Origin of the sequence: Aeromonas sp. QDB34 (genome assembly GCF_027705405.1) — a bacterium.
In the GTDB taxonomy this organism is placed as follows: Bacteria; Pseudomonadota; Gammaproteobacteria; order Enterobacterales; family Aeromonadaceae; genus Aeromonas; species Aeromonas hydrophila.
This window is the reverse complement of sequence record NZ_JAPDBT010000016.1, coordinates 68,467-74,988: the sequence shown is the minus strand read 5'-3', so window position 1 is coordinate 74,988 and position 6,522 is coordinate 68,467. Positions and strand designations below refer to the sequence as shown.

Annotated in this window: 10 protein-coding genes and 1 tRNA gene; 6 read left to right on the top strand and 5 right to left on the bottom strand. The window is 61.9% G+C overall.

What is annotated here, in order from left to right; genetic code table 11:
• Nucleotide 1: 1 nt before the first annotated feature.
• A tRNA-Gly gene (locus OKC29_RS17975) sits at nt 2-74 on the bottom strand.
• A 177-nt stretch (nt 75-251) separates the two neighbouring features.
• A complete protein-coding gene (orn, locus tag OKC29_RS17970) occupies nt 252-797 on the bottom strand; it encodes an oligoribonuclease (RefSeq protein ID WP_045526077.1) in 546 nt (181 codons plus the stop codon).
• A 91-nt stretch (nt 798-888) separates the two neighbouring features.
• On the opposite strand from orn, the gene rsgA reads away from it, so the two are divergent.
• The 5 genes from rsgA to OKC29_RS17945 are packed head-to-tail and all read left to right on the top strand — an operon-like array spanning nt 889 to nt 3,729.
• Nucleotides 889-1,923 carry a small ribosomal subunit biogenesis GTPase RsgA gene (gene rsgA / locus OKC29_RS17965; protein WP_039215125.1) on the top strand — a complete coding sequence of 345 codons (1,035 nt, stop codon included), beginning with the start codon at nt 889-891 and terminating at the stop codon, nt 1,921-1,923.
• A 28-nt stretch (nt 1,924-1,951) separates the two neighbouring features.
• Entirely contained in the window at nt 1,952-2,824 is an 873-nt protein-coding gene (asd, locus tag OKC29_RS17960; RefSeq protein ID WP_017410933.1) for an archaetidylserine decarboxylase, read from the top strand.
• Nucleotides 2,821-3,072 (top strand): VF530 family DNA-binding protein, encoded by a 252-nt coding sequence (locus tag OKC29_RS17955; RefSeq protein WP_029299157.1) that lies wholly within the window; start codon nt 2,821-2,823, stop codon nt 3,070-3,072. The genes asd and OKC29_RS17955 overlap by 4 nt, the downstream gene beginning before the upstream one ends.
• A 4-nt stretch (nt 3,073-3,076) precedes the next feature.
• A complete protein-coding gene (locus OKC29_RS17950) occupies nt 3,077-3,328 on the top strand; it encodes a DUF2960 domain-containing protein (protein ID WP_011707214.1) in 252 nt (83 codons plus the stop codon).
• Between the two features lie 2 nt (nt 3,329-3,330).
• Complete coding sequence (locus tag OKC29_RS17945; RefSeq protein WP_073351496.1) at nt 3,331-3,729, top strand: hypothetical protein; 399 nt, start codon at nt 3,331-3,333, stop codon at nt 3,727-3,729.
• Between the two features lie 112 nt (nt 3,730-3,841).
• On the opposite strand, the gene rclC is transcribed toward OKC29_RS17945, so the two are convergent.
• Together rclC and OKC29_RS17935 are read right to left on the bottom strand one after the other, a co-directional pair.
• Nucleotides 3,842-4,411: a reactive chlorine resistance membrane protein RclC gene (gene rclC, locus OKC29_RS17940; RefSeq protein ID WP_073351497.1), complete on the bottom strand. Its 570-nt coding sequence runs from the start codon at nt 4,409-4,411 to the stop codon at nt 3,842-3,844.
• 42 nt (nt 4,412-4,453) lie between these two features.
• The gene (locus tag OKC29_RS17935; RefSeq protein WP_017410929.1) at nt 4,454-4,783 is read right to left on the bottom strand and encodes a carboxymuconolactone decarboxylase family protein; all 330 of its coding nucleotides are present in this window, start codon (nt 4,781-4,783) and stop codon (nt 4,454-4,456) included.
• 113 nt (nt 4,784-4,896) lie between these two features.
• Between OKC29_RS17935 and OKC29_RS17930 the strand changes: the two genes are divergently transcribed.
• Nucleotides 4,897-5,814, top strand: a complete 918-nt coding sequence (locus tag OKC29_RS17930) for an AraC family transcriptional regulator (protein ID WP_073351501.1) — start codon at nt 4,897-4,899, stop codon at nt 5,812-5,814.
• 60 nt (nt 5,815-5,874) lie between these two features.
• Here the strand turns inward: OKC29_RS17930 and OKC29_RS17925 are convergent, their stop codons facing one another.
• The gene (locus tag OKC29_RS17925) at nt 5,875-6,369 is read right to left on the bottom strand and encodes a hypothetical protein (protein WP_017410927.1); all 495 of its coding nucleotides are present in this window, start codon (nt 6,367-6,369) and stop codon (nt 5,875-5,877) included.
• Nucleotides 6,370-6,522: the final 153 nt, after the last annotated feature.

Below are 6,522 nucleotides of genomic sequence, written 5' to 3'. Positions count from 1 at the left end.
GAGCGGGAAACGAGACTCGAACTCGCGACCCCGACCTTGGCAAGGTCGTGCTCTACCAACTGAGCTATTCCCGCAACTACCTTAAAACGGCCGTACAGCATTTGGTTGCTTGCGCTACTGTACGGGAGCCGAATTATAAGAGCAGACATTCCAATTGCAAGGGCTTTTTTGTCTGGTTGCGCGCGTTCGCTCAAAAGCTGGTCGAACTGTCGATTTTAGCAACCGGGAGAGCACAAGCCCTTGCCGCAGACTCAGATCTTGAAGACGTGGCTGCGGTAAAACTGCAGTTCGGCAATGGATTCGCGGATGTCGTCCAGCGCCTGATGGGTACCACTCTTCTTGAACTGATCCAGCAGCGCCGGCTGCCAGCGGCGCACCAGCTCCTTGATGGTGCTGACGTCGACGTTGCGATAGTGGAAGAAGGCTTCCAGATCGCTCATGTGCTTGACCATGAAGCGACGATCCTGGCCGATGCTGTTGCCGCACAGCGGACTGGTACGCTCCGGCACCCACTGGCGAATGAACTCGAGGGTCTCGGCGACGGCTTTCGCCTCATCGTGCTGGCTCGCCTTGACCCGGGCCACCAGACCGCTGTTGGTGTGGGTGTTGACGTTCCAGTCATCCATCTTGGCCAGCTCCTCATCGCTCTGGTGAATGGCGATGACCGGCCCTTCGGCCAGCACGTTCAGGTCCTTGTCGGTGACGATGGTGGCGATCTCCAGTACCACATTCTGTTCGGGGTCCAGACCCGTCATCTCCATGTCGATCCATACCAGGTTCTGCGCGCTGACTGTCATGATTGCTCTCTCTATTGGGAGGAATGGCGGAATTTTGCCAATTTGCATGTATCATACTGGCTTTGGATCTGTTCATAAACTGGCGAATCGAGTGGCAAAGAAAGCAAAACTCAATCTGGGTCAACAAAGGCGCGTCCAGGCCAACCGCGAGCGGCGGCTGCAAAAAGAGCACACCACGGTCGTGGATGACACCCTGTTTGGCCCGGCCATCGAAGGGGTGGTGATCAGCCGTTTTGGTCAGCACGCAGACGTCGAGGCGAGCGATGGTGCCATCCACCGCAGCAACCTGCGACGCAGCAGCATCAGCAGCCTGGTGTGCGGCGACAAGGTGGTGTGGCGTCCCGGCCTCAATGCCGCGACTGCCGGCGTCATCGAGGCGGTGCATCCGCGTCACTCGGTGCTGACCCGGCCGGACTTCTACGACGGGGTCAAACCCATCGCCGCCAACATCGACCAGATCATCATCGTCTCGGCGGTGATGCCCGAGTTCTCCACCAACATCGTCGACCGCTATCTGGTGGCCGCCGAAGATGTGGAGATCCGCCCCCTGATCGTGCTGAACAAGGTCGACATGCTCGATGACGCGGCCCGTGCCCGTATCGAGCGCCAGCTCGAGACCTACCGCAAGCTCGGTTACGAGGTGTTGCTGGTAAGCTGCGAGAGCGGCGAAGGGCTCGATGAGCTGAAAGCCGCCCTGACCGACAAGATCAGCATCTTCGTCGGCCAGTCCGGGGTCGGCAAGTCGTCGCTCACCAATGCCCTGATGCCGGGGCTGGATGTGCTCACCGGCGAGATCTCCGAGAACTCGGGGCTCGGCCAGCACACCACCACCACGGCGCGACTCTATCACTTCCCGAGCGGCGGCGATCTGATCGACTCCCCCGGGATCCGCGAGTTCGCCCTCTGGCATCTGGAGGCCGACCGCATCACCTGGTGCTTCGTCGAGTTTCGCGACTACCTGGGTGGCTGCAAGTTCCGCGACTGCACCCACAAGGACGATCCCGGCTGCGCCCTGCGGGCCGCCGTCGACAGTGGCGCTATCAGCGCCGATCGCTTCCACAACTATCACCGCATCCTGGAAACCATGCAGGAAGCCCGTCACGGTCGCCAACAGGCGCGGCTGTGACCCTATTCAACCTACCTTGATGATGAACATGAGCATTACTGACAACCTGAAAATTGCCGGTCAATACTGTCTGCCCAAACACGCCCTCTCCCGCCTGGTCGGCAAACTTGCGGCTGCCGAAGCAGGCAACCTCACCACCAGGGTGATCGAGGCCTTTATCAAGCAGTACCAGGTCGACATGAGCGAGGCGCTGCACGAGAGTCCGGCCCACTACAAGAGCTTCAACGAATTCTTCACCCGCGAACTCAAGCCGGGGATCCGCCCCCTGGTCGAGGATGCCATGACCCTGGCGCTGCCGGTGGATGGTACCGTCAGCCAGCTCGGTCCGATCCAGCAGGGCCGCATCATTCAGGCCAAGGGCCACGACTACAGCGCCCGCGAGCTGCTGGGCGGTTATGAGGATCTGGTGGCACCGTTCAAGGATGGCGACTTCGCCACCATCTATCTGGCGCCCAAGGATTATCACCGCATCCACATGCCGCTGGACGGCGTGCTGGAGAGCATGGTGTTCGTGCCAGGGGATCTCTTCTCCGTCAACCCGCTCACCGCCGAGAACGTACCCAACCTGTTTGCCCGCAACGAGCGGGTGGTCGCCACCTTCCGCACCCCGCACGGCCCCATGGCGCTGGTGCTGGTCGGCGCCACTATCGTGGCCAGCATCGAGACCATCTGGGCCGGCAACATAGCGCCGACCAAAGAGAAGCGCGTCGTGCGCTGGGATTACAGCGGCGACGAAGCCATTACCCTGCAAAAAGGCGCCGAGATGGGCCTATTCAAGCTGGGCAGTACCGTGGTCTGTCTGTTTGGCCCGGGCATGCTGGCCGGTTTCGAGCCCCATCTGGCCAACGGGGTCACCACCCGCATGGGTCAGCCCTTTGCCAAGCTGGCGGCGCAGGCATGAGCGAGCAGCCCGCCTCCTCGCAGAAGAACAACCCGCTGCACGGGCTGACCCTGGAAGCCATCGTCACCGCCCTGGTCGCGCACTATGGCTGGGAAGAGCTGGGACAGCAGATCAATATCCGTTGCTTCACCGATAATCCCAGCATCAAGTCCAGCCTGAAGTTCTTGCGCAAGACCCCCTGGGCCCGGGAGAAGGTCGAGAGCCTCTATCTGTACGTCCAGCGCAAGCAGGCCAAATCAAAGGAATAACGCCATGGCGTTCAAGATTACCTACACCTACGGCAAAAAAACCAAAGAGATTGGCTACGCCAACGACAAATTCAACAGCATCTACGATGCCATTGCCGCTGCCGAGGGGATCAACCTGGCCAGCTTCCACGCCATGGAAGAGCAACTGGCCCAGGTGTGCCGGCGCGACAAGAAGAGCGTGAAGGATTACCGGGAGAACTACTTCAAGGAGCTGGGCTTCTCCAACATCGTCATCGAACGGGACGCCAAGGAGTAAGCATGCGCACCCTGACCCTGATGGCCGCCTCCCTGCTGCTGGCGGCTTGCAGTACCCCGGAACAACATCTGGTTGGCAGTGATCGCGACAGCCATGGCTGCATCGGCAGTGCGGGCTATCAGTGGTCGGCGCTGACCAAGCAGTGCGTGCGGCTGTTCGAGCAGGGCATCCGGCTCAATCCGACCGATGTCGGCCAGACCAGCAGCGCCTTCGTGCTGTTCAACGCCGATCAGAGCCAGGCCGAGCTGACCCTGCCAAGCGGCGAGCAGCACCTGCTCACCCGCCAGGGGACGGAAGGCAACTGGTCGTGGCAAGGCAGCGGCTACACCCTCTTCCCCTGGAAGGGCTATGTGCTCAAAGCCGGCGAGCAGACGCTGTTTCACGGCGACGTCGCCCGCTAACGCGGCAACCTTCTGCAAGCCCCCGGCCCCGCCGGGGGCTTTTTTATGCATGCCTCGCGCCCCATAAAAAAGCCGCACCCGGCAGGGTGCGGCAAACGGCAGGCAGGGTCACTCATCCACGTCTGGCCAGCAGGGTCCTGGCCGAATCCACCATGGCAATGTAACCACACGCCAGCATCATGATGTCCTTCAGCACCAGCCGCCCCGCTCCCGACAGATAGGGGAAACCGTGGTGGGCATCCCCCAGCGCCGGCACCCAGGTTTCCGGCGTGAACACCAGAAAGCTGAAGGTGACGAAGGGGGTCAGAAACGCCATCATGGCCCCGACCAATCCCAGCAGGGGAAAGCGGAAATTGGCCAGGATCAGCAGGGCGAACACCAGTTCCACCACGCCCAGGCCATGGGAGTAGCCATAGGTGTTGTTCTGCTCGTGCCAGGCCCGGTTTTCCGGCACCAGCTCCCCCTCGTGATTGAGGTGCTGACGATACTGGTCCGGATGTTCATAGAAGAACGACATGAAGGGGCTGTTGGCCACGAAAGGGGTGATGCTGTCCGCCTCGTAGGGAATGAACTTCAAGAGCCCGATCCAGATGAACACGACCCCGACGGCAATGCGGCAGAGGGTCGCGCCCAGACGATCACCACTCGCGAGCACGGCCAGCAAGCGATTGAATATCAACATCCTTACTCCTCAGGGGCCGGCCGCAGCCGGCCCCGCACAGCCTCAACGATCGATGGCATCCAGCACCCGGGCGGAATAAACCATGGCTGCCCCGGCATTCATGGCAACGGCCACGCCCAGTGCATCGGCGATCTCCGCACGGCTGGCACCCTGCTTGAGGGCGGCATCGGCATGGACGGCGATGCAGCCATCGCAGCGGGTCGTGACGGCCACCGCCAGCGAGATGAGCTCGCGGGTCTTGCCATCGAGCACGCCGCTCTTGCTGCCGGCGGCCGACAGCTGCTGATAGCCCTTGAGGGTATCCGGGCTCAGAGTGCCCAGCTCCATGACGCGGCCCATCAACTGTTTACGGTATTGATCCCAGTCTTGCATCTTGATTCTCCGGTTTGGCAGAACAGGCCCCTGCCTGCTCGATGAAACCAGTATTGCATCGAGCAGTGAGTCGTTTAATACTTTAAAGACGCAAATAACAGTCAAATAGAATCATGAACCAGATAGACCAGCTGATCAGCCAGGCCGGCATCCAGGGCACGTTCGACGTGCGCTGCCTCTATCGCGGCGGTTTCAGACTGCCCCATGAGCAAAGCCCGGCCGGGGTGATGCCGTTTCACCTGCTGATGAAAGGAGAGATCCGGGTCAGCACGGCGCAGGGCGATGACGTGGTCCTGCGACCGGGCGATCTGCTGCTGCTGCCCGGTGGCGAGCCCCATACCATCTGGCGCGAAGGCGATGCCCTGACCCTGGCCGAGCCGGGCGACGGGCTGCTGCCGCTAAGGGGCGATGGCGGCGATCAGGTGGAGTTTCTGTGCGGCGAGTACCGCTATCAGGGACCGCTGCGGCCACTGTTGCTGGATGCCCTGCCCAGCCCGCTCTGCATCCCGCTGCTCGCCAGCGAGTCGCAGCAGGCGCTGAGCCTGGTGCTCAGCCTGATCCACCAGGAGCTGCTGCGCGAACAGCAGGGCTCGGGGGCTGTGCTGACGGCCCTCAGTCAGGTGCTGCTGGCCATGGGGTTGCGGGCCCATGCCAGCGATCCGCACGGGGCGCTCGGGCTGGTCGGTGCCCTGCAGGACCCCAGGCTGGGGGGCTCGCTGCAGGCCATGCTGGCCGACCCGGCCCACCCCTGGAGCGTGGATGAACTGGCAGCGCTGGCCGCCATGTCCCGCGCCACCTATTTTCGCCACTTTCGCCAACGGCTGGGCTGCAGCGTCTGGGAGTTCATGGTGCGGGTGCGGATGGTGCGAGCGGCCGAGCTGCTGCGCCACCCGGATCAACTCCCCCTCGGCGAGGTGGCACAGCGGGTCGGCTATCAGTCGGAGGCCTCCTTTGCCAAGGCATTCAAGCAATCGAGCGGGATGGCACCAGGCCGCTTTCGCCAGCAGGGCTGGCCGGCCCTGCCCGGCTAGCGAGCCAAAAACAAAAACCCCGTTGCAGGCAACGGGGTTTTTGCTGGCACTCGGCGCGACTTAATTGCCGAGGGTGGAGAACAGGCTCTGTTCCAGGCTGCCGCGGGAGACGCACACCGGGGTGATGGAGGGTGCCAGCACCCGCTCACCAGAGGACTCGACGAAGTAGAGCTGGGTGTTGCCCTTGACGTTGACGGTCGCCACGCTGTTGTTGCCGCTCTGGGTGATGATCAGGTTGATCTGCAGGTTGGGGTTGCCCAGTGCGACCTTGGAACCCATGGTACCGCAATCCAGCCACTCCAGACCGTCGGCCGAATTCTCGACGTTGGCGGTCATCAGGCCGGAGCCGCGCTGGCTGTTCTCGATGTTAAGACCGTGATCGCCAAACCACTTCTCGGCACGGGCCCACACCAGATCCACCGGGATCTGCATCTCCTGGGTGTTGTTGGTCGCCTTGGCTACCGGCGGGGTATAGCGGTACTGTTCGCCGCCATTGTTGTCGCTGGCACAACCGGCCATCAACAGGGCCAGTGCTACTCCCACAATCTTTTTCATGCTGCTTCTCTCATCCATATAATCCGGCCATCGGCCGACCGGCGGCTATTATGGCGTCAGCGACACAGACTGTCAGCAGGGATCGGCAGAAATGAGTCAGCCTTAACCCAAGCTTTACAAAACCAGCCTGCTATCATAGATTTGCTCGAAATT